Annotated in this window: 19 protein-coding genes and 4 pseudogenes; 15 read left to right on the forward strand and 8 right to left on the reverse strand. The window is 37.1% G+C overall.

Annotated elements, in window-relative coordinates; translation table 11 throughout:
• Positions 1-74 precede the first annotated feature (74 nt).
• The 4 genes and pseudogenes from AT575_RS03110 (at position 75) to radC (ending at position 4422) form a co-directional block, all read left to right on the forward strand.
• Positions 75-836, forward strand: coding sequence for an AEC family transporter (locus AT575_RS03110; protein ID WP_245871432.1), 762 nt, complete (start codon positions 75-77; stop codon positions 834-836).
• A 24-nt stretch (positions 837-860) separates the two neighbouring features.
• Positions 861-2291, forward strand: coding sequence for a 6-phospho-beta-glucosidase (locus AT575_RS03115; RefSeq protein WP_102777112.1), 1431 nt, complete (start codon positions 861-863; stop codon positions 2289-2291).
• A gap of 223 nt (positions 2292-2514) precedes the next feature.
• Positions 2515-3636 (forward strand): AI-2E family transporter, encoded by a 1122-nt coding sequence (locus AT575_RS03120; RefSeq protein WP_102777113.1) that lies wholly within the window; start codon positions 2515-2517, stop codon positions 3634-3636.
• Between the two features lie 101 nt (positions 3637-3737).
• Positions 3738-4422, forward strand: a pseudogene (gene radC / locus AT575_RS03125) (RadC family protein).
• On the opposite strand, the gene AT575_RS03130 reads toward radC, so the two are convergent.
• From AT575_RS03130 to AT575_RS03160, 7 genes and pseudogenes are all read right to left on the reverse strand, one after another.
• A complete protein-coding gene (locus AT575_RS03130; RefSeq protein WP_102777114.1) occupies positions 4406-5110 on the reverse strand; it encodes a gamma-glutamyl-gamma-aminobutyrate hydrolase family protein in 705 nt (234 codons plus the stop codon). The pseudogene radC and the gene AT575_RS03130 overlap by 17 nt on opposite strands.
• 11 nt (positions 5111-5121) lie before the next feature.
• Positions 5122-5763 carry a redox-sensing transcriptional repressor Rex gene (locus AT575_RS03135; RefSeq protein WP_102777115.1) on the reverse strand — a complete coding sequence of 214 codons (642 nt, stop codon included), beginning with the start codon at positions 5761-5763 and terminating at the stop codon, positions 5122-5124.
• Positions 5764-6067: 304 nt separating this feature from the next.
• On the reverse strand, positions 6068-6277 hold the full coding sequence (locus AT575_RS03140; protein ID WP_102777116.1) for a DUF4649 family protein: 210 nt from the start codon (positions 6275-6277) through the stop codon (positions 6068-6070).
• Between the two features lie 60 nt (positions 6278-6337).
• Positions 6338-6685 carry a DUF1831 domain-containing protein gene (locus AT575_RS03145; protein ID WP_102777117.1) on the reverse strand — a complete coding sequence of 116 codons (348 nt, stop codon included), beginning with the start codon at positions 6683-6685 and terminating at the stop codon, positions 6338-6340.
• Positions 6675-7813 (reverse strand): annotated as a pseudogene (locus tag AT575_RS03150) (cysteine desulfurase family protein). The gene AT575_RS03145 and the pseudogene AT575_RS03150 overlap by 11 nt, the downstream one beginning before the upstream one ends.
• Positions 7803-8774 carry a ribose-phosphate diphosphokinase gene (locus AT575_RS03155; protein ID WP_102777118.1) on the reverse strand — a complete coding sequence of 324 codons (972 nt, stop codon included), beginning with the start codon at positions 8772-8774 and terminating at the stop codon, positions 7803-7805. The pseudogene AT575_RS03150 and the gene AT575_RS03155 overlap by 11 nt, the downstream one beginning before the upstream one ends.
• Before the next feature lie 126 nt (positions 8775-8900).
• A complete protein-coding gene (locus tag AT575_RS03160; protein WP_102777119.1) occupies positions 8901-9467 on the reverse strand; it encodes a CYTH domain-containing protein in 567 nt (188 codons plus the stop codon).
• A 92-nt stretch (positions 9468-9559) separates the two neighbouring features.
• Between AT575_RS03160 and yjbM the strand changes: the two genes are divergently transcribed.
• The 5 genes and pseudogenes from yjbM to AT575_RS03185 all read left to right on the forward strand — a co-directional run bounded on the left by yjbM (position 9560) and on the right by AT575_RS03185 (position 13790).
• Positions 9560-10231, forward strand: a complete 672-nt coding sequence (yjbM, locus tag AT575_RS03165; RefSeq protein WP_102777120.1) for a GTP diphosphokinase — start codon at positions 9560-9562, stop codon at positions 10229-10231.
• Positions 10206-11042 (forward strand): NAD kinase, encoded by an 837-nt coding sequence (locus AT575_RS03170; protein WP_102777121.1) that lies wholly within the window; start codon positions 10206-10208, stop codon positions 11040-11042. The genes yjbM and AT575_RS03170 overlap by 26 nt, the downstream gene beginning before the upstream one ends.
• Entirely contained in the window at positions 11039-11935 is an 897-nt protein-coding gene (locus tag AT575_RS03175) for an RluA family pseudouridine synthase (RefSeq protein ID WP_102777122.1), read from the forward strand. Before AT575_RS03170 ends, AT575_RS03175 begins: the two co-directional genes overlap by 4 nt.
• 15 nt (positions 11936-11950) lie before the next feature.
• Positions 11951-12951: pseudogene (pta, locus tag AT575_RS03180) on the forward strand (phosphate acetyltransferase).
• 81 nt (positions 12952-13032) lie between these two features.
• Positions 13033-13790: pseudogene (locus tag AT575_RS03185) on the forward strand (SDR family NAD(P)-dependent oxidoreductase).
• Between the two features lie 124 nt (positions 13791-13914).
• Here AT575_RS03185 and AT575_RS03190 read toward each other — a convergent pair.
• Positions 13915-14604: a hypothetical protein gene (locus AT575_RS03190; RefSeq protein ID WP_102777123.1), complete on the reverse strand. Its 690-nt coding sequence runs from the start codon at positions 14602-14604 to the stop codon at positions 13915-13917.
• A 147-nt stretch (positions 14605-14751) separates the two neighbouring features.
• On the opposite strand from AT575_RS03190, the gene AT575_RS03195 reads away from it, so the two are divergent.
• The 6 genes from AT575_RS03195 (at position 14752) to AT575_RS03220 (ending at position 20966) form a co-directional block, all read left to right on the forward strand.
• Positions 14752-15594: a Cof-type HAD-IIB family hydrolase gene (locus tag AT575_RS03195; RefSeq protein ID WP_102777124.1), complete on the forward strand. Its 843-nt coding sequence runs from the start codon at positions 14752-14754 to the stop codon at positions 15592-15594.
• A gap of 134 nt (positions 15595-15728) precedes the next feature.
• On the forward strand, positions 15729-16715 hold the full coding sequence (locus AT575_RS03200; RefSeq protein ID WP_102777125.1) for an alcohol dehydrogenase catalytic domain-containing protein: 987 nt from the start codon (positions 15729-15731) through the stop codon (positions 16713-16715).
• Entirely contained in the window at positions 16690-17130 is a 441-nt protein-coding gene (locus tag AT575_RS03205; protein WP_102777126.1) for a MarR family winged helix-turn-helix transcriptional regulator, read from the forward strand. Before AT575_RS03200 ends, AT575_RS03205 begins: the two co-directional genes overlap by 26 nt.
• Positions 17127-17855 carry an ABC transporter ATP-binding protein gene (locus AT575_RS03210; RefSeq protein WP_102777127.1) on the forward strand — a complete coding sequence of 243 codons (729 nt, stop codon included), beginning with the start codon at positions 17127-17129 and terminating at the stop codon, positions 17853-17855. The genes AT575_RS03205 and AT575_RS03210 overlap by 4 nt, the downstream gene beginning before the upstream one ends.
• Entirely contained in the window at positions 17848-19374 is a 1527-nt protein-coding gene (locus tag AT575_RS03215; RefSeq protein ID WP_102777128.1) for an ABC transporter permease/substrate-binding protein, read from the forward strand. Before AT575_RS03210 ends, AT575_RS03215 begins: the two co-directional genes overlap by 8 nt.
• A gap of 173 nt (positions 19375-19547) precedes the next feature.
• Complete coding sequence (locus AT575_RS03220; protein ID WP_102777129.1) at positions 19548-20966, forward strand: glycoside hydrolase family 1 protein; 1419 nt, start codon at positions 19548-19550, stop codon at positions 20964-20966.
• Positions 20967-21119 lie beyond the last annotated feature (153 nt).

The raw sequence follows: 21119 nt of genomic DNA on the forward strand, positions 1-21119 counted from the left end.
GGGCAAATGCCATTATCTTTACAGTACTTTTCCCAATTTTGATTTTCCATTTAATGTTGCATGCAGAACTGAAATTGGCAACAGTACCGATTATCCTATACACTTTATTAGCCTTCGTGCTCGCTATTTTTGTAGGTAAACTCTTACGAAACTTCATTGGGGAATCCCGTTCGCATTTTGCTCGCTTTCTTTTGCCGACAGTTGAGGGTGGTAGTGTTGCTCTGCCATTATACTTATCAATTGTGGGAGTATCGAGTAACACTGTTATCTTTGATATTGCTGGTTCCATCGCTGCCTTTTTAATTATTCCAATTATGGTTTCTAAAGCGGCAGCAAATGATACAAGTAATAAAGACTTGCTTATTTCGATTATCAAACACCCCTTTGTTATTGCTATATTTTTAGGTCTTTTGGGTAATATTTTCCAAGTAGCAAATGTGATTGCTTCTAGTCCTATTGCCCCTGCTTATGAAGGAATTATGGCAAAAGCAACTGGTCCAATTGGCGGGATGATACTTTTTATTCTGGGTTATGATTTGAAAATTGATTTGGAAACGATTAAACCTTTGGCTAAATTAGCTTTGGTACGATTTTCATTTTATGCACTGGTTATTTTAGGATTTTTCCTACTATTTCCTAGTATGATGGCTAATGAAAAATTTAAATTAGCTGTTCTTGTTTACTTCATGTGTCCGACAGGTTTTGCTATGCCTGCCATTATCTCACCTGTTTTTAAAACAGAAGAAGATGAATTATTTTCGGCCACCTTTATTTCACTTTCGTTAATGGTTACATTAATTGTTTACACACTTATCGTTATCTTTATGGTTCATTAACCAAAATAAAAAAGGAGAAAATTTATGTCTACAAAACAATTTCCAGATGGTTTCTTATGGGGTGGTGCTACAGCCGCTAACCAATTAGAGGGTGCCTATGATGCTGATGGCCGTGGTTTGGCAAACGTTGATCTTTCACCAGTAGGAGAAGCGCGTCTTGATGTTATTACGGGTAAACGTAAGATGTTGGATTTTGAAGATGGTTATTTCTACCCAGCAAAAGAATCAATCGACTTTTACCACCGTTATAAAGAAGATATTGCTTTATTTGCAGAAATGGGCTTTAAAACTTTCCGTATGTCTATTGCTTGGTCTCGTATCTTCCCTAAAGGTGATGAGAGCCAACCAAATGAAGCTGGTTTAGCTTTCTATGAAGATGTTTTCAAAGAATGTCGTAAATATGGTATTGAACCACTTGTAACCATCACTCACTTTGATATTCCAATGTACTTGGTTACTGAATACGGTGGTTGGAAAAACCGTAAATTGGTTGAATTTTATGGAAATCTTGTGACTGTTCTCTTTAACCGTTACAAAGGCCTTGTAAAATATTGGTTAACATTCAACGAAATCAATGTTCTTCTTCATGCACCATTTATGGGAGCAGGAGTTATCTTTGAAGAAGGCGATGACCGTAACCAAGTCCTCTATACTGCAGCGCACCATGAGTTGCTTGCCTCAGCATTAGCAACTAAGATTGGTCATGAAGTTGATCCTGAAAACAAAATTGGTTGTATGTTAGCAGCTGGTAAATTCTACCCATTATCACCAAAACCTGAAGATGTATGGGCAGCAATGGAAAAAGACCGGGAAAACTATTTCTTCATTGATGTTCAATCACGAGGTGAATACCCAGAATATGCTTTGAAATTCTTTGAACGTGAAGGCATTGACATTGTTTTTGAAGAGGGTGATAAAGAACTCCTTAAAGAAAATACAGTTGACTTTGTATCCTTCTCATATTACGCAAGTCGAGCTGCTGAAGCAAATAAAGCTGATCAATCTGAAGCTAACCTCCTTGCCTCATCTGAGAACCCATACTTAGAAAAAACTGAATGGGGCTGGGCGATTGACCCACTAGGTTTCCGTATCACTCTTAACGACCTTTACGATCGCTACCGCAAACCACTCTTTGTTGTTGAAAATGGCTTAGGAGCAGTAGATGAACCAGATGAAAATGGCTACGTGGCTGATGATTACCGTATCGATTACCTTCGCCAACATATCGAAGCAATGCGTGATGCCATCACTGAAGACGGTGTAAACCTCCTTGGTTACACAACTTGGGGCCCAATTGACCTCGTTTCTGCTGGAACAGGTGAAATGAAAAAACGTTATGGCTTCATTTACGTAGACCGCGACAACTACGGAAAAGGAACTCTTAAACGTTCTAAGAAAAAATCATTTGATTGGTACAAAAAAGTTATCGCGTCAAAAGGTGCTGACTTAGATTAGTCTTTCGAGAATAGTTGAACTAAAAAGCTTGAAACAAAAAAAGAGTAAGAGTGAAATCTTTACTTCATTGGTTCTGGCTTTGCTAAAAAATTAAACAGTTTGGTTAAGAGAAATAAAATGGCAGCTAAAAAGGCCCAACAAAGCTTTTAGCTGTCATTCTTTTTTAATCTGAAGAGCATGTTGATTAAGAGAAATTAGTGTATAATGGTTGAAAGGAGATTTTATGCGATTTGAAAAGAAACATGTCTTTTACCTTGTTTTGACCTTTGTTCTCTGCTTTGCTATTCAGGCTAATTGGGAAAAAGGCAGTGATATTATACAAACCGTTGTTAAAACTAGCTTACCTTTTCTTTATGGAGCTGCTTTGGCATATATTGTAAACATTGTCATGAGTGCCTATGAAAATTTAATAGCACGCTTTTTTAAAGGTGAAAAGTATTTTGCATTACGACGTGGCATTTCCATGGTTTTGGCTTACACCACATTTGTGGCCCTCTTATTTTGGATAATATCCATCGTCATTCCAGATTTAATTGCTAGTATTAATACCATGCTTTCCTTTGATACGAGTTCGGTCAAACAAGTTATTCACGATTTAAGTCACAACAAAGTGATTGCAAGACTGATTCAATATGTTGGTGGTGATGCCCAAATCACGAAAACAATTAGTAATTATAGTCAACAATTATTAAAACAATTCTTAACTTTCCTAACCAATATTTTGACATCAGTCACCTTGATAGCATCAGCCATTATTAATGTTTTTGTAGCTTTTGTCTTCTCACTCTATGTCTTAGGAAATAAAGAACAACTCTGCCGTCAAGGAAATCTTTTAGTCGACACTTATACAGGCATCCATGCCCAAAGGATCCATTACATTGTTGGATTACTACATGATCGCTTTCACGGATTTTTTGTAGGACAAACCATTGAAGCCATGATTTTAGGCTCTTTAACTGCCCTGGGCATGTTCCTCTTTAAACTTCCTTTTGCTGCCACGATTGGAGTATTAGTTGCATTTACTGCCTTAATTCCAGTAGTAGGAGCTTACATCGGGGTTACCATTGGTTTTATCCTCATTATGACTCAATCATTTTCAGATGCCGTCTTTTTCTTGATATTCATTGTTATCCTCCAACAATTTGAAGGTAACTTGATTTATCCAAGAGTGGTCGGAGGTTCTATCAAACTTCCTGGCATGTGGGTCTTAATGGCCATTACCATCGGTGCTTCCCTCTATGGAATTGTTGGAATGATTATGGCTGTACCACTAGCTGCAACGGTCTATCAAATGGTTAAAGATAATATTGAAAAAAGACAAGCCATCAAAAAGAACCAAGCTTAAAAAGCTTGGTTCTTTTTTCATAAGATTTTCCATGGTAGCCACTTATAGGAAAAAGTGAAAAAATATCCAATTTTTCTCGGATAAATAAGTGGAGGTATATTATGTATTCAATCAAACGAGATAAGGAAAGTCTATTACCCAGAGAAAAACTAATCCTACAAGGCGCAGAACAACTAAGTGATCAAGAATTATTAGCTATTCTTTTAAGAACTGGTAACAAGGATAAACATGTCATGGAGTTATCGGCCAATCTCTTAAATACCATTTCATCCTTATCTGCTTTTAAAAAAATGTCTTTACAGGAATTGCAACAATTATCTGGCATTGGTAAGGTTAAGTCTATCGAACTCAAAGCCATGCTGGAGTTTGCCTTGAGAATTCAAGCTTCAGAACAAATCAATCAGTATCAGATTCTATCAAGCTATCAGGTTGCTCAAAAGATGATGCAGGAGTTAGGTGACAAGAAGCAAGAGCACTTAGTTGCTATCTATTTAGACACTCAAAATAAAGTCATTGAAGAGAAAACAATTTTTATTGGAAGTGTGCGCCGATCAATCGCTGAACCAAGAGAAATCTTGCATTATGCTTGTCGCAATATGGCAACCAGTATGATCGTTGTTCACAATCATCCTCCGGACAAGTACAACCAAGTGACAATGATTACCAGTTTACAAGACAAATAAAACGATCATGTGATTACATAGCATTGCCTGTCTAGACCACATCATCGTTGGAAAAAATGATTATTATAGTTTTCGGGAAAAATCCACTATTTTTTGTGAGTAAATTCATTGATAAAGTAAGAGAAGAGATTTAAATCATCTTGACGAACGTCTTGCAATAACTCAGGATGCCATTGAACTCCAAGGAAGGCTATTTCATCGGTGCCGACAACTGCTTCAATAATACCATCTCTTGGGTCTCTAGCGATTATAGTCAGTCCATCAGCCAGTTGATCGATGGCTTGGTGATGGAAAGAATTGATAAAGGGTTTCTGACCGTAAATTCTAGCAAGTGGGCTAGTAGAATCAATAACAATATCATGATGGAGACTGTCCGAAGGAAGCTCTTGCCAATGATTAGGAATATTTTGGAGTAGGGTCCCACCAAGATGGACATTCATTAATTGAAGTCCTCGACAAATGCCTAGGATTGGTTTCCTTTGTTTGATTGCCTCTTTAATGATAGCTAATTCATAATAGTCTCTAGCAAGAAAGAAATCATCGTTGATGGCTTGATTTTCAGCATGATAAAATTTTGGGTCTACATTTTGACCACCAATCATAATGATTTTATCAACCATGGAAACATAGGTAGCAGCGGCTTCTTCATCACCAATAGGTAGGAGAAGTGGTAAGGCCCCAGATTTAATAACAGCATTAGAAAAGCCAGCAGGTGCATATGTCCAAGGTAGGTCATCTAAAGCAGTGTTCAATCTCTGATTGGCGGTAATTCCAATAATTGGTTTTGACATGATTCGCTACCTTAATTCTGAGATTGATTCATGAAATACAGCAATGTTTGCAATTCACTGGTCAAATCAACATACTGGACGATAACATCATTTGGTACTTGTAAATGAACTGGTGAGAAACTCAAAATACCTTTAATGCCAGCCTCAATTAACTGATTAGCAACTTCTTGTGCCACTGTACTTGGGACAGTTAAAATGGCTGTTTCAATATCAGATTTTTCAACATGTTCTTTTAAGGAAGACATGCCATAAATTGGAATTCCATCAGCTGTACTTGTTCCTACTAAGGGATGAGAATCCATGTCAAAGCCCATTGAAATTTGCATTTTATTACGATCATGGAAGCGGTAGTGTAAAAGTGCTCGCCCAATATTCCCTGTTCCGACAAGTAAAACATTCGTAGTTGAGTGGTCGTTTAAGAGATCAGCGAAGAAATTCATTAATTTTGCCACATCATAACCAAAACCACGTCGGCCTAACTCTCCAAAATAGGAAAAGTCACGACGGACAGTTGCAGAATCAATCCCCATTGCATCAGCAATTTGTTTAGAACTCGCTTTTTCAATATTATCTGCGTAAAAGCGTTTAAATATACGATAATACAAAGACAGACGTTTTGCTGTTGCCTTTGGGATAGATTTATCAATTACCATTTTTCTCACTCCTGTTTATCATTTTAATATCAGTATCTTTCATGTTACTATTGTAACAAATAGTTTGTGAAAATTGCAACTTTTACACTAAATTTATTAATTTATAATGCTATTCATTTCATTTATAGTAGTGTCTTTCTATTGAATTGTGATAGTCCTATAAATATTTCACATTTTGATTGATTTAACTTCTAAAAGGAAAGTAGGACAATCACTAATAATGAAATTAAAAATTGGAAGGACAATATGACAGATGATAAAAAAAGAACCTGGAACATCATGTTCCAGATTCTTCACAATATCTTTAAGATTTTTGTTTGAGTAAATAGAAGTAAAGGTCACCATAGGTACCAGTATAGTCAATAGCTTGACCATCAATCAGAACTCTTACAATTTTTAGGTAATCTGGTGTCGAAATGTCACAAGAATGTTGTGCTCTTTCTAATTCTGAGAAATCAGGGAAGCTAATGGTTTTTTCTTGTTTACTCTCATTCAAGTAGGTTATTTCAATCATGGATTTGTCCTCCTTTTGTTATATTATAGAACTCTCTTTTTAAAAGGACAAGTGATTGATTTAGACTGCCTCTTTAGTGAAAATATCTCTTTCAACTAAACTATCCATTAAGAAGTAGAACTTATCTTGGAGGATTTTATGATCTTCTGATTTAAAGATATTAACCATGCGAAGACCTGACTTATCGGTAATCGCCAATTTGAAAGCATCAAGTTCCTTGTTAATGGTAATTTTTAATGGGAAACCATCGCCTGAATTGGGAACTTCTTCTAATAAGCGGGTTAATTCATAAAATCCAACTTTAGTGACCATAAAGGTTGTGTCTCTTAAAGTGTATTTTTTAATTTTTGGAGAAATTGCATATTTGAATTTGCAATTTGGGAGACTAATTTCTTTTTCAAATGCCATGTGAAACTCCTAAAATAGCTATAATATGTTGACTTAAACTGTCAATTTCTTCTAAAGTGTTTTGGTCTGAGATTGAAACCCGAATAGATTCTCTTAAACGGTTAGAATCAGTTCCGTAATAGGCTTCAAGTACATGACTAGGTTCTACGGTCCCAGCCGTACAAGCAGAACCTGTTGAAACGGCAATACCTTCCATATCTAACGCGTTAAAAGTAATGCATTATCTTGATTTGGAAAGCCGATATTAATAACATGTGGGAGTGAATTATCTGATTTAGAAAGATAGTAATTGCAAACAGATAACTTTTCTAAAAAGCTTTGTTGTAAAAGCTCAATTTTTTCAAAGTTTTCTGACATATGTAAATAAGCATCTTCTAAAGCTTTAGTCATTCCGATTATACTAATAAGGTTTTCTGTTGAAGCACGTCGTTTTTCTTCTTGATCCCCACCATGTAGTAGCTGATCAAAATGCAGTGAATTGCTGTATAAAAAGCCAACCCCTTTAGGTCCATGAAATTTATGAGCCGACGCAGTAAGAAAGTCAATACCTAGATCAGAAGGCCTCAAAGCAATCTTTCCAATTGCTTGAACAGCATCAACATGAAAAACGGCTTGATGGTCATTCAAAAGACGAGCAACCTCTTCAATTGGTAAGAGGTCGCCAGTTTCATTATTAGCCGCCATCATTGACACCATAATAGTGTCAGGACGAAGAGCCGCTTGAACTTGTTGGACAGAAAATTTGCCATCAATTGGTTTTAAGTAAGTCACTTCAAAACCAAAGCGTTCTTCTAAATAGGCCATTGTATGGAGAACAGAATGATGTTCAATAGCAGTGGTAATTAAATGTTTACCCTTAGCTTGATTAGCTAAAGCATAACCTTTGATGGCCGTATTGTTACTTTCAGTACCACCAGAAGTAAAAATGATAGAACGCTCAGGAACTTCTAAAAGTGAAGCAATACTTTGACGACAGTCACGGAGAACCTTATTAGCTGATCGACCAAAAGAGTGGATACTTGAGGGATTCCCAAAAGTAGTCGCCATGTGGTCAGTCATTGCTTTGATGACTGACTCACTTAATGGCGTCGTTGCTGCATTATCAAAATAGATTAAATTATTTGTCATGTGGATGGAATTCAAATAGTGGGCTAAGTGGTTTTCTTTCATGGATGCGGATAATCGCTTCCGCAATTAAACCGCTAGCAGAAATATAGTTAACATTTGCTGGTTTACGATTTTCAGTAAGGACAGAGTCTGTGATAAGGATTTCTTTAATCGGAGCAACTTCCAAAACGTCAGCAGCAGCACCTGCAAATAATCCATGACTAGCTACCGCGTAGATATCATTTGCACCGTCACGCTCAAGAATCTTAGCGGCCTCAGCAAAAGTGATACCTGTATTTAAGATATCGTCAATGATGATAGCATTCTTGCCAGCAACATCACCAATGATATAACCTTCTTCACGTTCAGTTTCATCTTCTGAATAATCAATGATTGCAATAGGGGAATTTAATAATTCAGCTAAACTACGGGCACGTTTAATCCCAGAGTTTTTAGGACTAACAATGACTACATTTTCGCCACACAAACCTTTATCTTCATAATGGCTTGCAAAGAGTTGTGTTGTGAAAAGGTTGTCTACAGGAATATCGAAGAAACCTTGAACTTGAACAGCATGTAAGTCAAGTGTTAAGACACGGTCAATTCCAGCTTTAGTCAGCATATTAGCGACTAATTTTGCAGTAATTGGTTCACGTGATTTTGAAACACGGTCTTGACGAGAATAACCAAAGTAAGGTAAAACAACGTTTACTGAGTTAGCACTCGCACGTTTACAAGCATCAATCATGATAAGAAGTTCCCAAAGGTTATCATTAACTGGGAAATTTGTCGATTGAACAATATAGATATCATCTCCACGAACAGTTTCTTCGATGTTGATCATAATTTCACCATCTGAAAACTGGCGTGAGGAGATTTTTCCTAACGGGATACCAGATGCTTCTGAAATTTTTTCAGCGATTGGTAAGTTTGAGGTGAGTGAAAACAATTTGATTTGCTTATCAGCATATCGTTCAGTCATGATAATGTTAGCTCCTATCTCTTCGCGTGAATGTGAATTTTCGTGAAATTCCATCCATTTCTTATTTTTAACAGTTCTATTTTAACAAAAAAACAGAAAAATTGCATTTTTCTGTTGAGAATATTTTTAATGGTTCAGGGTTTTGCTAAAGCGAGCAACTTTGCTTTTAGCATATTTAAAATTTATGGCATTGTTTTCTAGGAACTGATTAAAATCAGCTTGACCTTTTTCGGCATCATCAACTTCAAGTTCTAATTCATAATCGATGATTGAAGCGTATTGATTATAATCAAGAGCCATTTTTCCAATGTCTGTTTGACTTTCACGACGTGTCGTTGTTAAATAGCCAAAGTTGTTTAATTTAGTAAGGTCAATACCTTCATTCTCAATGATTTCTTTAATGGTCCCATCTGGTAATTGACAGTTTTTGATAATATCTTTAGCCTGGTCTAAAGCTAAGTCCAGATTATATTCCCGATTGCCAACTGTTTCTGGCACTTTAAGGGTTAATTCAGCTGTGTCAGCAAGAGTACGGATACGCAAGGACATGCGGTGGGCTTTCAAGTCAAAATCAGCCGTATCGATATAGTAATTGGTTTGTGTAACAGCAGGAACATGGGTCATTTGATTGAGTAATCTTTGGTACTCATCTTTGGTTAATAAGGTCTTGTATTCGATTTCCAGGTTAGACATGATACCTTCCTTTTAAGCTATTTTATGCTATAATAAATTGTTATTTCAATTTTATATTAAAGTTAGAACTTTGACAAGAAAGGAGTAGAATAGTGGCAATCGATTGGGAAGATTTTTTAGATCCATATATCCAAACAGTTGGAGAGTTAAAAATTAAATTACGTGGGATTCGTAAACAGTTTCGTAAGCAAAATCGCTATTCACCTATAGAATTCGTAACTGGACGTGTTAAATCTGTTGACAGTATTAAGCAGAAAATGGCTTTACGTGGTGTGCTTGAAGAAAATATCGCTCAAGATATTCAAGACATAGCTGGGCTCCGGATTATGGTTCAATTTGTTGACGATATTGATGAAGTCCTAAATCTTTTAAGACAAAGACAAGATATGACAATTGTTTATGAACGCGACTATATTCGCAACATGAAATCAAGTGGCTACAGGTCTTACCATGTTGTCGTAGAATATCCTGTCGATACCATAGAAGGTCAAAAGAAAGTCTTAGCTGAAATCCAGATTAGGACTTTAGGAATGAACTTTTGGGCAACTATTGAACATTCACTTAATTACAAATATAAAGGCGAATACCCTGAAGAAATAAAGAAACGATTATCTAGAACAGCAAAGATTGCTTTAGAACTAGATGAAGAGATGCGTAAAATTCGTGACGATATTAGAGAGGCGCAATTGCTCTTTGATCCAGGAAGTCGCAATTTTAGTGATGGCGTAGGAAATAGTGATGACACAGATGAATTATACAGATAAGGTGACTCGCGTCGCCATAATAGCTAATGGAAAATATCAAAGCAAGCGGGTTGCTTCAAAATTATTTTCTGTCTTTAAAGATGATCCAGATTTTTACCTTTCTAAAAAGAATCCTGATATCGTCATTTCAATTGGTGGGGATGGCATGCTTCTATCAGCTTTTCACATGTATGAAAATGAGTTAGATAAGGTGCGTTTTGTCGGCATTCACACGGGTCATTTAGGTTTTTATACTGATTATCGTGATTTTGAAATTGATAAATTGATTGAAAATTTAAGAACTGACAAGGGGGAGAGTATTTCCTATCCCATTCTTAAGGTGGTCTTAACATTGGATAACGGGCGTGTTATAAAGGCTCGTGCCTTGAACGAAGCAACTATCAAACGGATAGAAAAAACCATGGTTGCGGATGTTTTTATCAATAATGTTCGTTTTGAAAGTTTCCGCGGTGACGGCATGTCGATTTCGACACCAACGGGATCGACGGCATACAACAAGTCTTTAGGCGGAGCTATTCTCCATCCAACCATAGAGGCCCTTCAATTAACGGAAATCTCAAGCTTAAACAATCTTGTCTTTCGTACGGTAGGATCCTCATTGATTATTCCTAAGGAAGAAGTGATTGAAATTGTTCCTCAACGGACTGGCATCTATACCATTTCGGTTGATAACAAAACTTACAACTTAAAAAATGTGGTTAAGGCGCAATATTATATTGACTGTAAAAAAATTCATTTTGTTTCAACGCCAAGTCATACCAGCTTCTGGGAAAGGGTTCAAGATGCCTTTATTGGTGAACTGGAATCATGAAATTTGAATTTACTGCTGACCGCAGAACCAAGGTCAAAACGTTATTAAAAGGTCATGATATTTCTAAGGGACTTTTGGCCAAAGTCAAATACAAGGGCGGTCATATTGCCGTCAATGGCAAAGAAGAAAATGCCATCTACCTTCTCGATGTTGGCGATGTGGTCACCATTATCATACCTGATGAAAAACCATTTGAGAAACTCGAAGCCGTCTCTCATCCTTTGGATATTGTTTATGAAGATGAACACTTTTTAGTCCTTAATAAGCCAGTCGGATTTGCCAGTATTCCAAGTGCCATTCACTCAAATACCATTGCAAACTTCATAAAATCCTATTATATCGAACAAAATTACCCCAACAAACAGGTTCATATTGTAACCCGTTTGGATCGCGACACAAGCGGACTCATGCTTTTTGCTAAACACGGCTACGCCCATGCACGCTTAGATAAGCAATTGCAAGTTCGTGCCATCGAAAAACGTTACTTTGCTTTGGTTTCGGGGAATGGGCAATTGCCAGATCAGGGGGAAATCATTGCACCTATCGGGCGTTCAAAAGACAGCATCATCACCAGAGCAGTTGACCCTATGGGAAAATATGCCAAAACAACTTACCAAGTTGTAGCTCGCTACGCTGAAAATGTCCATTTGGTTGATATCAAGCTTCATACTGGAAGAACTCACCAAATCAGAGTCCATTTTTCACATATTGGCTTTCCATTACTAGGAGATGACCTTTATGGAGGTCGCGTGGATTTAGGAATTACCAGACAAGCTTTACATTGTCATTTTTTGCGTTTTTATAATCCATTTACAGAAAATGAAAGCCAACATACAATAAATTTGACAGATGACTTTGAGAACGTTATCATAGATTTACAGAAAAAAATATAATGAGGTGTTTAAAAAATGAGTATTAGAAGCTTATTTGGTAGTTTACGTGAAAAAGTTGTTGGTAAACATGTGAAAATCGTTTTCCCAGAAGGAAATGATGAACGCGTTGTTCGTGCAGCAGCTCGTCTTAAGTTTGAAGGTTTAGTAGAACCAATCATCTTAGGTGAAGCTGATGAAATCAGAGCTTTATTAACGAAACTTGGTTTCGCTGATCAAGATTATACTATCATTAATCCAGTTGATTATCCTGAATTTGAACAAATGAAAGAAGCATTTGTTGAAATCCGTAAAGGGAAAGCAACCATGGAAGATGCTGATAAAATGCTCAAAGATGTTAACTACTTTGGTGTTATGTTAGTTAAAATGGGTCTTGCTGACGGTATGGTTTCAGGTGCGGCTCATTCAACAGCTGACACTGTACGTCCTGCACTTCAAATTATTAAAACAAAACCAGGTATTTCACGTACTTCAGGTGTTTTCTTAATGAACCGTGAAAATACAAATGAACGTTATATCTTCGCTGACTGTGCTATCAATATTGATCCAAATGCTCAAGAATTAGCTGAAATTGCAGTTAATACAGCAGAAACAGCTGAAATCTTTGACATCGATCCAAAAATTGCTATGTTAAGTTTCTCAACTAAAGGTTCTGGTAAAGCACCACAAGTTGATAAAGTAGCAGAAGCAACTCGTATTGCTAAAGAAATGGCTCCAAATCTTTCTTTGGATGGTGAATTACAATTTGATGCTGCCTTTGTTCCTGAAACTGCTGCTATTAAAGCTCCAGATTCAGATGTATCCGGTAAAGCTAACACCTTCATTTTCCCTGATTTACAATCAGGAAACATTGGATACAAAATTGCACAACGTTTAGGGATGTTTGATGCCATTGGCCAATTCTTCAAGGTTTAAATAAACCAGTTAATGACTTGTCTCGTGGTTCAAGTGCTGAAGATATCTACAAACTTGGTATCATTACTGCAGCTCAAGCTCTTGGCAAATTAGAAGCTGAATAAGAACTTATAACATAATGAAAGATGGTAAAATTTTGTTTTCAAAACAGGGTTTTACTTTCTTTTTTTGAAAGGTTTCATATGATGAAAAAGCAAACTGTTTTAGTAACCGGCGCCTCAGCTGGTTTTGGTAAGGAAATCGTCTACCAATTAATTGCGGATGGTTATCGTGTTATCGGTGCGGCTAGACGCATTGATAAATTACGAATGATGGAATCCCACTTAGGGGCTGAAAAATTCCTAGCCTTACAAATGGATGTTTCTGATACAAAATCTGTTGACACAGCCTTAAAAAATCTTCCTGAGAATTGGAAAACCATTGATGTGCTTATCAATAATGCAGGTTTAGCTCTTGGATTAGATAAGGCTCAAGAAGCTGACTTTAGTAAGTGGATGACCATGATTAACACTAATATTGTTGGTCTAACTTATTTAACCCACCAACTCTTACCGCAGATGGTTGAACGAAATGCCGGAATGATTATTAACTTAGGCTCAACAGCCGGGACTATTCCCTATCCAGGTGGCAACATCTATGGAGCGACAAAAGCTTTCGTTAAACAGTTCTCCCTTAATTTAAGGCTGATTTAGCCGGCACTAAAATCCGGGTATCAAACATTGAACCAGGACTATGTGAAGGCACAGAATTTTCTTCTGTTCGCTTTAATGGAGACCAAGACCGTGTAAATGCTGTTTACCAAGGGGCACATGCTATCCAACCCATTGATATTGCCAAAACAGTATCATGGATTATGGCTCAACCAGAACATGTTAATATTAATCGTATCGAGATTATGCCAGTTTCCCAATCATATGGACCACAACCTGTTCATAGAGATTAATGCACTAAAAACCATACTATCATAGGATAGTATGGTTTTTAGTGTTTTTTGGTACTCGTATTTTCTAAAGTACTAATTGTTAAATCAAGACTTTGTTTAGATATTGAGCAGTTTTCAAACAGATTTATATATCGTCAGAAATAGAAGGTCCAGAGGTGACATCTGACCAGCCGACAATTGCTTGTGCCGTTTCTTCCAAGTATTGCGCTAATATTGGTTTTAAATCTTGAACAAAATCAAGAGTACCAAGGTACTGGCCATTCTCATCTTGAAGGCCATAATAAGATTGGAAATAAATATGGTCGGATGAAGCGGTCGGTAATAAAAAATGTTTGGTTGCATCCTGAGGATTGGCTTTAAATTGGCGGTAAATCCATCCTTCAAGTTCCTGGTCATCTTCTGGAAAGAAGGAGCCATTAAATTGGTGGTTGTGATAAATAATTTGGCCGGTATGATCAGATTGACGGATTTGGAAAGGGAATGCATCCAGTAGTGATGAGTTTAGGCTTTGATAAAATTGGTTTAAAGCGGAGCTTAGGGCTAGGACTGTTTGACCTTCTTTTAGTTTGCTATCAGTGATGTAAAAGCCTTGGCTGGTCACAATTTCCGAAAAATAGAAGACTGGAAGTGTGCTTTCTATTGGCATAAAAGAAAATAGGGCTTGATAGTTTAGTGATTCTGGTTCATGAGATTCATATTCGGCGATGGTGATTTCGAACAGTTCAGAATAAGTGTCACTTAAGATTTGATAAAATGATTTTTGAAAATTTGAATCAACTTGGTACAAGGCTAATAATTTTGGTCTCTTTTTCATAAGACCATAGTAGCGATTCTCTCAAAAAATGCAATTAATGCGCTTTAGGAAAAGAGCAGAGGATAGTATTAGTATTTCAGACTAAATGCCTAGCAATTGGATGACTCGCCATAGTATAATCTAATTAACAGATTAAAGGAGCAAGATATGACACAGAAAATTGTATTTTTAGATGTTGACGGAACTTTAGTTGATTACCATAATAATATTCCTCAATCAGCCATTGAAGCTATTCAAAAAGCTCGTGCAAATGGTCATTTGGTGTATGTATGTACTGGCCGTAGTCGTGCAGAAATGCAAAAGGAAATCTGGGAAATTGGAATTGATGGGATGATTGGTGGGAATGGTTCTTATGTAGAACACCACGAAGACGTTATAATGCATCAGTTGATTCCACTAGAAGAGGCTAAACATATTGTTGACTGGCTACATGAACGTGGCTTGGAATTCTATCTTGAGTCTAATAATGGCCTTTTTGCCAGTGAAAACTTCCGTGAGGCTGCTCGTCCAGTTATGAAAACCTACGCACTCCGTAAAGGGAAAACTGAAGAAGAAGTTAAGGACCAAGAAGCAGAAGATCTGCTCCATGGACTCGTCTATGGTGGTGAGCTTTACCGTGATGACCTCAACAAAGTCTCTTTCATTCTAAGTGATTATCAAGATCACTTGGATTCCATTGAGGAGTTTCCTGAATTAGAAGCACACACTTGGGGTGGACGCGGTGAAACAGCACTCTTTGGCGACCTAGGTGTTAAAGATATCAATAAAGCACATGCAATCGACGTTTTATTAGATTACTTGAAAGCAAATAAAAAGGATACGATTGCTTTTGGAGATGCTAAAATTGATATTCCAATGTTAGAATACTGTGAAGTTGGTGTTTCTATGGGGAATGGTGGCCCCGAAATCCTAGCTATGGCAGATATGGTGACAGATGACGTCGAAGAAGACGGACTCTATAATGCCTTCAAAAAATTAGACTTAATCTAAACAAGCACAACCAAGTCTTTGGGACCTAAATGGTCATCCTTTGACTTGTTTTTTTATCTGCTTAAATTAGTCAAATTATTTGACTAATAACAATTGAGATATTATAATTATCAAAAAGTATGGAGGGCGAATGGATGAAAGCAATTCAAGTTAGAAAACCTGGTGGACCAGAAGTATTGGAATTGGTTGAATTGGCAAAACCTCAGTTAAAGAAGGGCTGGTCAGTGGTCAAAGTCTTGGGATTTGGTATCAATCGCTCAGAAATTTTCACTCGCCAAGGCCACTCACCTTCTGTTACCTTTCCTCGTGTCCTAGGAATTGAATGTGTTGGCCTTATTTCTGAAACGGAAGAAAATAGTCCTTATACAGTTGGCCAGAAAGTCATGTCCTTGATGGGGGAGATGGGGAGAGCCTATGATGGTTCCTATGCCGAATACGTCTTAATTCCTAATGATAACATTTACCCAATTGAAACGGTATTACCCTGGGATTTACTGGCTGCCTTGCCGGAATCTTACTATACTGCCTTTGGCGCACTGCAACAATTACAAATTAATGATAGGGATAAAGTCTTTGTTAGAGCTGGTTCTTCAGCCTTAGCGCTTGCCTTTCTAAAACTTCTAAAATCGGCTTTTCCTAAAGTAGCCGTCTATACTTCTGTAAGACAAATGCGTAAAAAGGATGACTTGTTAGCACTTGGTTATGAGGCGGTATTTCGAGAAGAAAAAGGTCATGTTCAAACAGATTTAACTTTCAGCAAAGTATTGGAGTTAGTTGGCCCGAAGACCATAATGGATAGTATTGGATTGATGGATGAAGCGGGCATTATCTGTTCTTGTGGTCAATTGGGTGGTCAATGGTATTTAGAGGAATTTGATCCCATTATGGCCTTAAAAAATAATATCTATCTGACGACCTTTTATTCAGGTAACATTACTGTCGAAAAAATACAAGCCATGCTCGATTTTATGTCTGCTATGAAGACTGAAATCTTAAAACCACAACTATTCAAGTTAGAAGATATTGCAAAAGCACATGCTAAGATTGAAGCAGGCTCAGCTATCGGGAAAGCAGTTGTTCTAATAGGAGAAGCTTATGACAGCATTAAAGCAGAAGTCTAAAAAATTAGTCAGATATTTAGATCAGGAAAAAAGTCTCTATGAGCGATATGCTCGGAAAAATGGTTTAACCGGAAAAAGTTTGCAACTTTTATTATGGATTTATTATAATCCTCAAGGGGTCACACAGCGTTTTTTAGGTGACAAAACCTTGTCCACAAAACAAGTTGTTAATGCCACAATTAAGACTTGGTTGAATCAAGGATACTTGCTTTTGAAAGAAAATCCTTGCGATAAAAGACAGAAAATGGTTCAATTAACAGAAAGTGGAAGGGCTTATGCCTCTGCACTATTAGATCCATTAGAAACACTTGAAATAAGGGCCTTAGAATCCTTGGACTCAGCTGAAAGAGATCAACTTTTAGATCTTTTTAGTAGATATACCAGTGCCTTACAGAAGGAAATGGAGAAATTATGATTCGATTTGAAAAAGTATCAAAAAGTTTTGGTGACAATCAAGTTTTGAAGGAAGAAAGTTTTCATATTCAAGACCGAGAATTCTTTGTCTTAGTTGGTTCCAGTGGTTCAGGGAAAACCACTCTCTTAAAAATGATCAATTGTTTGGTCCAACCAACTTCTGGTCAAATTTATTTAAATAAAAAAGCGCAAAAGGACCTACCATTAAGAGAAATGCGCTTATCTATTGGATATGTCCTGCAACAAATTGCCTTGTTTCCCAATTTGACTGTGGCTGAAAATATTGCCATTATTCCAGAAATGAAAAAATGGACCAAAGAAGAAACACGAGAGAAGACAATTGAGTTGTTAAATAAGGTAGGCCTTCCAGCAGAAGACTATTTAAATCGCTATCCAAAAGACTTATCAGGTGGTGAACAACAAAGGGTTGGTATTGTTAGAGCTATTATTTCCCATCCAAAGATATTACTGATGGATGAGCCCTTCTCGGCCTTAGATCCAATATCTCGTAATCAACTTCAAGATTTAATGCTAGACTTGCATCGTGAGTTTGACATGACTATTGTTTTTGTCACACATGATATCAAGGAAGCCATTAAATTAGGTGACCGCGTTGCCATCCTTGACCAAGGACAGATTATTCAGTTGGATAGCCCTCAAGCAATCATGGAAAATCCCGCAAACGACTTTGTTGCCAGTCTTTTTGGAGGTGAATTAAATGACTAGTATATTGACGACTTTTCAAGACCGTTATTCAGACTGGCTCAAGGCATTAGTCGAGCACTTGCAAATTTCTCTTTTAGCCTTGTTGATAGCGATTATTATTGCTATTCCTCTAGCAAGTCTACTAAGCAAAAGCAAGCGCTGGTCAGATATTGTCCTTCAAATTACGGGGATCTTCCAAACTATACCATCACTAGCTTTACTTGGTTTATTTATTCCTTTTATGGGGATTGGTACCGTACCGGCAGTTACAGCATTAGTCATCTATGCTATCTTTCCCATTATTCAAAATACCATAACCGGACTAAACGGTATTGAACCTAGTTTACAAGAGGCCGCAAAAGCCTTTGGGATGACCAAGTGGGAACGTTTGAAGAAGTTTGAAATCCCCTTAGCCATGCCAGTTATTATGTCGGGTGTTAGAACTTCTGCAGTCATGATTATCGGAACTGCCACTTTGGCTTCCTTAATTGGTGCTGGTGGGCTAGGTTCCTTTATCCTATTAGGGATTGACCGCAATAATACCGATTTAATTTTGATTGGTGCCATCTCGTCAGCCCTCTTAGCCATCTTGTTTAATAGCATTTTGCAGTACTTGGAGAAAGCTTCCTTGCGCAGAATTCTTATTGCCCTTGCCGTCATTGTCTTCGGTCTTCTAGGATCCTACGGGCCAAACCTAGCAACGCAAATGACCAAGAAGTCGGAAACCATTGTTATTGCAGGGAAATTAGGGGCAGAGCCTGAAATCTTAATCAATATCTATAAGGAAATGATCGAGGACCAATCAAATCTTAAAGTTGACTTGAAACCTAATTTTGGTAAAACGACCTTCCTCTATCAAGCTCTTAAATCTGGTGATATTGATATTTATCCTGAATTTACCGGAACCATTACCTCAAGTCTATTGACTAAAAAACCAGCATTGAGCAATGATCCCTTTCAGGTTTATCAGGATGCAAAAAATGGCATAGCAGCTCAGGATGATTTGCTTTTATTGCAGCCTTTTGCTTATCAAAATACATACGCTGTAGCTGTGCCGGAAAAATTAGCTAAGGAAAAAAATATCAGATCTATATCAGATTTGAAAAATTATCAGTCACAATTAAAAGCAGGCTTCACTTTAGAATTTAAGGATCGTGCCGATGGCTATAAAGGTTTACAAAGCAAGTATGGTTTGGACTTGGCAGTATCTACGATGGAACCAGCTCTTCGCTATCAGGCAATCAAAGCTAACGATATCCAAGTGACAGATGCCTATTCAACCGATGCTGAATTGAAGAAGTACAATCTGGTTGTTTTGAAAGACGATAAAGCTCTCTTCCCTCCTTATCAAGGAGCTCCTCTTATGACTCAGAAATTAGCTAAGAAACACCCTGAATTGAAGAAAATTCTAAATCAATTGGCGGGTAAAATTACTGAAAAAGAAATGCAAGACATGAATTACCAAGTTTCAGTTGAGGGTAAAGATGCTAATAAAGTGGCCAAAGCTTATCTGATTAAAGCAGGCTTGCTTAAAAAGTAAAGAGTTAACATTATAGCTAGGACATGTTGTCCTAGTTATTTTTTGTCCAACTTCAAGCAGATATTAAAACTTAAGACACCATAGGATAGTATTATGAAAGCCTTTTATATCATTGGCTATTTTTCTTGTTAATCGTTATACTAGAAGTATCAAAATAAAAGGAGATTTATTCCATGTTGCATAAGACTTTAAAAGACTTTCCAGAAAACTTTTTCTGGGGTGCTTCAACATCTGCTTATCAAGTAGAAGGGGCAGCTTTAGAGGATGGAAAAGGACCATCTTGTCAGGATATTAAGGAAATTCCTGAAGGAACTTCAGATTTATCTGTTTCAGTTGACCATTATCATCACTTTAAAGAAGATATTGCATTAATGGCAGAAATGGGCTTTAAATCTTACCGTTTCTCTATTTCATGGACACGTATTTTACCTGAGGGAACTGGAAAAGTTAACCAACAAGGAATTGACTTTTATAATCAATTGATTGACGAATGCTTAAAATATGACATCGAACCAATCGTAACCATGTTCCATTTTGACATGCCAGCTGCACTTGATGCGCGGGGTTCATGGTCAAAACGTGAATCAATTGACTGGTTTGCTGAATTTGCGACAATCCTTTTCAAAGAGTTTGGTGACCGCGTTAAGTATTGGTTAACCATTAATGAACAAAATATGCTGACTTTAGTTGGGCCAGTCATCGGAACACTTCATGTTCCAGAAGGAACAACAAATCTTACTAGAGAAATTTATCAACAAAATCATCACCAATTAGTGGCTCAAGCCAAAGCCATGCAAATCTGTCATGAACTCTTGCCAGATGCTAAAATTGGTCCGGCTCCAAATATTTCTCTAGTTTATCCAGCTTCATCAAAACCTGAAGATGTTCTTGCTTCACAAAATTTAAACGCTATCCGTAACTGGCTGTATTTAGATGCTGCAGTATATGGCGTTTACAATTCATTGGTTTGGGCATACTTAGAAGAACAAGATGCTGTTCCAGAAGTAACAGCAGATGATGTGGCAACAATGCGTGCTGGTAAGCCTGACTTTATTGGTTTTAATTACTACAATACCGCTACAGTAGCTGCTTCTGATGGCACTGAAACAATGGATCCAGGTGCTGATCAACAAACACAACGTGGAGAGGCTGGTTTCTACCGTGGTGTCGATAATCCAAACCTTCCTAAAACAGAATTTGGTTGGGAAATTGACCCAATGGGCTTCCGAGCAACAATGCGTGAAATGTACAGCCGTTACCGTTTACCAATGTTAGTTACTGAAAATGGACTTGGTGCTTACGATACCTTAACCGAAGATGGTAAAGTACATGACCAATACCGTATCAATTACTTACGGGCTCATATTGAACAAATTCAATTAGCTATCAGCGATGGTGTTGAAATGTTAGGTTACAATCCTTGGTCAGCTATCGATTTAATTTCAACGCATGAAGGTATTAAGAAACGTTATGGTTTCATTTATGTTGATCGCGATGAATTTGATTTAAAAACCTTAAAACGCTATCGCAAGGATTCCTTCCATTGGTATAAAAAAGTCATTGCTAGCAATGGTCAAGATTTAACAGACTAAGCTCATCAAAAAACATCCTTTCTGCTATAAGGGAAGGATGTTTTTTTGTTAATTCCGAACATTTTCTTATATGATTTAGATATATTTGACAAAAAAAAGACATTGTTTTAGAATATTATAAGGAAGGGTAAGTTTTTTACCTAGCGATGTCTC

Origin of the sequence: Streptococcus penaeicida, from assembly GCF_002887775.1 — a bacterium.
GTDB classification, from domain to species: Bacteria; Bacillota; Bacilli; order Lactobacillales; family Streptococcaceae; genus Streptococcus; species Streptococcus penaeicida.

Coding starts and splice junctions, on each gene's coding strand:
- AT575_RS03200 (WP_102777125.1), top strand. CDS start 15,729: ATGAAAGCAATTCAAGTTAGAAAACCTGGTGGACCAGAAGTATTGGAA.
- AT575_RS03205 (WP_102777126.1), top strand. CDS start 16,690: ATGACAGCATTAAAGCAGAAGTCTAAAAAATTAGTCAGATATTTAGAT.
- AT575_RS03175 (WP_102777122.1), top strand. CDS start 11,039: ATGAAATTTGAATTTACTGCTGACCGCAGAACCAAGGTCAAAACGTTA.
- AT575_RS03130 (WP_102777114.1), bottom strand. CDS start 5,110: ATGTCAAAACCAATTATTGGAATTACCGCCAATCAGAGATTGAACACT.
- AT575_RS03160 (WP_102777119.1), bottom strand. CDS start 9,467: ATGTCTAACCTGGAAATCGAATACAAGACCTTATTAACCAAAGATGAG.
- AT575_RS03155 (WP_102777118.1), bottom strand. CDS start 8,774: ATGACTGAACGATATGCTGATAAGCAAATCAAATTGTTTTCACTCACC.
- AT575_RS03145 (WP_102777117.1), bottom strand. CDS start 6,685: ATGGCATTTGAAAAAGAAATTAGTCTCCCAAATTGCAAATTCAAATAT.
- AT575_RS03135 (WP_102777115.1), bottom strand. CDS start 5,763: ATGGTAATTGATAAATCTATCCCAAAGGCAACAGCAAAACGTCTGTCT.
- AT575_RS03170 (WP_102777121.1), top strand. CDS start 10,206: ATGACACAGATGAATTATACAGATAAGGTGACTCGCGTCGCCATAATA.
- AT575_RS03140 (WP_102777116.1), bottom strand. CDS start 6,277: ATGATTGAAATAACCTACTTGAATGAGAGTAAACAAGAAAAAACCATT.
- AT575_RS03115 (WP_102777112.1), top strand. CDS start 861: ATGTCTACAAAACAATTTCCAGATGGTTTCTTATGGGGTGGTGCTACA.
- AT575_RS03210 (WP_102777127.1), top strand. CDS start 17,127: ATGATTCGATTTGAAAAAGTATCAAAAAGTTTTGGTGACAATCAAGTT.
- AT575_RS03215 (WP_102777128.1), top strand. CDS start 17,848: ATGACTAGTATATTGACGACTTTTCAAGACCGTTATTCAGACTGGCTC.
- AT575_RS03195 (WP_102777124.1), top strand. CDS start 14,752: ATGACACAGAAAATTGTATTTTTAGATGTTGACGGAACTTTAGTTGAT.
- AT575_RS03190 (WP_102777123.1), bottom strand. CDS start 14,604: ATGAAAAAGAGACCAAAATTATTAGCCTTGTACCAAGTTGATTCAAAT.
- AT575_RS03220 (WP_102777129.1), top strand. CDS start 19,548: ATGTTGCATAAGACTTTAAAAGACTTTCCAGAAAACTTTTTCTGGGGT.
- AT575_RS03120 (WP_102777113.1), top strand. CDS start 2,515: ATGCGATTTGAAAAGAAACATGTCTTTTACCTTGTTTTGACCTTTGTT.